Below are 1,700 nucleotides of genomic sequence, written 5' to 3'. Positions count from 1 at the left end.
GCGGCCGGCGTCGGCGATCTTGTTCCGTCCCGGATTGCGCGGCTGATGATGGCGCTGAAACTCGTCAGCCTCGGCCGTGGCGCATCGGGCGTGCGGCGCGAGACCATGCAACTGCTGCAGGGAATGCTGGCCGGCAACGTGGTCCCGGTGATCCCGGCGCAGGGTTCGGTCGGCGCGTCGGGCGATCTTGCGCCACTTGCTCATCTGACCGCCGCGATGATCGGCGAAGGCGACGCCTTCTACGGCGGCGAACGCATGCCCGCTGTCTATGCGCTCGGGCGCGCGGGGCTTGAGCCGCTCGTGCTCGGCCCGAAGGAAGGCCTCGCATTGCTGAACGGGACGCAATTCTCGACAGCACATGCGCTCGCGGCCTTGTTCGACATCGAGCGCGTGTTCCAGTCGGCGCTGATTACAGGCGCAATGTCGACGGACGCGGCACGCGGCTCCGACACGCCGTTCGACCCGCGCATCCAGACCTTGCGCGGACATCGCGGGCAGATCGACGTCGCGGCTGCGCTCCGGTCGCTGATGGACGGAAGCGGCATCCGCGCATCGCATCGCACGATCGACGACCGCATCCAGGATCCCTATTGCCTGCGCTGTCAGCCGCAGGTGATGGGCGCGGCGCTCGACGTGATGCGGCAGGCGGCGTCGACCCTCGTCATCGAAGCGAACGGCGTATCCGACAATCCGCTGGTGATGACCGACACCGGCGACGTGATCTCGGGCGGCAACTTTCACGCCGAGCCCGTCGCTTTCGCCGCCGACATTCTCGCGCTCGCCGTCTGCGAGATCGGGTCGCTGGCCGAACGGCGCATCGCGATGCTGACCGATCCGGTTCTGTCCGGCCTCCCGGCATTTCTCACGCCGCGGCCGGGGCTGAATTCCGGCTTCATGATCGCGCAGGTCACGGCGGCCGCACTCGTGTCCGAGAACAAGCAGAAGGCGATGCCCGCCAGCGTCGACTCGATTCCGACCTCGGCCAACCAGGAAGATCACGTCTCAATGGCCGCGCATGGCGCGCGGCGCCTGATCGCGATGGCGCAGAATGCCGCGCATGTCGCTGGCATCGAATTGCTGGCTGCAGCGCAGGGCTGCGACTTCCATGTGCCGCTCGCATCCAGCCCCGCGCTGGAGCGCGCGCGGACCATGCTACGGCGTCATGTTCCGAAGCTCGACGCCGACCGCAAGATGGCGCCCGATATCGAGACCGCCACCGAACTCGTGACATCGGGCGCATTGATCGATGCCGTGCGACCGGCCACACTGCCTGCGTTCGACGATTGAAGGTTCTCCATGAACAAACGCCTCGACAACGACCGCATCATTCACGCGCCCCACGGCCCGGTGATGTCCTGCAAGAGCTGGCAGACCGAGGCGCCGCTGCGCATGCTGATGAACAATCTCGACCCGGATGTCGCCGAGAAGCCGCACGAGCTTGTGGTCTATGGCGGCATCGGCCGGGCGGCGCGCGACTGGGAGAGCTATGACCGTATCGTCTCCTCGCTGAAGGCGCTGGAGGGCGACGAGACCTTGCTGGTGCAATCCGGCAAGCCGGTCGGCGTCTTTCGCACGCACTCCGATGCGCCGCGCGTCCTGATCGCCAATTCCAACATCGTGCCGCACTGGGCGACGCTCGACTATTTCAACGAGCTCGATCGCAAGGGCCTGATGATGTACGGCCAGATGACGGCCGGCTC

General features: G+C 66.6%; 1 protein-coding gene and 1 pseudogene. Both read left to right on the top strand.

Annotated features, from left to right (window positions below; translation table 11 throughout):
• Positions 1-1,287 (top strand): histidine ammonia-lyase (gene hutH / locus VNZ93_RS13835; RefSeq protein WP_325705891.1); only part of this gene is annotated, 1,287 nt, incomplete at its 5' end.
• Positions 1,288-1,296: 9 nt separating this feature from the next.
• Positions 1,297-1,700, top strand: a pseudogene (locus VNZ93_RS13830) (urocanate hydratase); the annotation flags it as partial.

Source organism: Pseudorhodoplanes sp., assembly GCF_035565795.1.
In the GTDB taxonomy this organism is placed as follows: domain Bacteria; phylum Pseudomonadota; class Alphaproteobacteria; order Rhizobiales; family Xanthobacteraceae; genus Pseudorhodoplanes.
This window is presented reverse-complemented; position numbering and strand designations above follow the sequence as displayed.